The sequence below is a fragment of the Psychrobacter sp. TB20-MNA-CIBAN-0197 genome (assembly GCF_040309765.1).
GTDB lineage: Bacteria > Pseudomonadota > Gammaproteobacteria > Pseudomonadales > Moraxellaceae > Psychrobacter > Psychrobacter submarinus.
The window spans coordinates 1-246 of the sequence record NZ_JBEOPC010001190.1; the positions used below are offsets into that span (position 1 = coordinate 1).

The window sequence follows — 246 nt, forward strand, 5'->3', positions numbered from 1 at the left end:
TATTCTTGGTTCTTGCTGGGTATAGCTTTTTAATATTGGCATTTGTGCAAGTGTATCTAATTGATATTCCTATTCACAAAAACGAAAAAAAGGGTCTCGCTCTGTTTTTCGACAGCTATAAAACAGTACTCAGTAATAAAGATGCACGTGCCGACATACTCAGTTCTATGTTTGTATCGTTTGGATTTTTTTGCTTTTTGACCTCAGTACCATTTATTTATTTAGATTTATATGAAGTGTCAGAAC

1 protein-coding gene is annotated in these 246 nt (G+C 33.3%); it reads left to right on the top strand.

The window, feature by feature from the left end; all coding sequences use genetic code 11:
* On the top strand, positions 1 to 246 hold a 246-nt coding region (locus AAEY83_RS17710), incomplete at both ends, for an MFS transporter (RefSeq protein WP_351061301.1).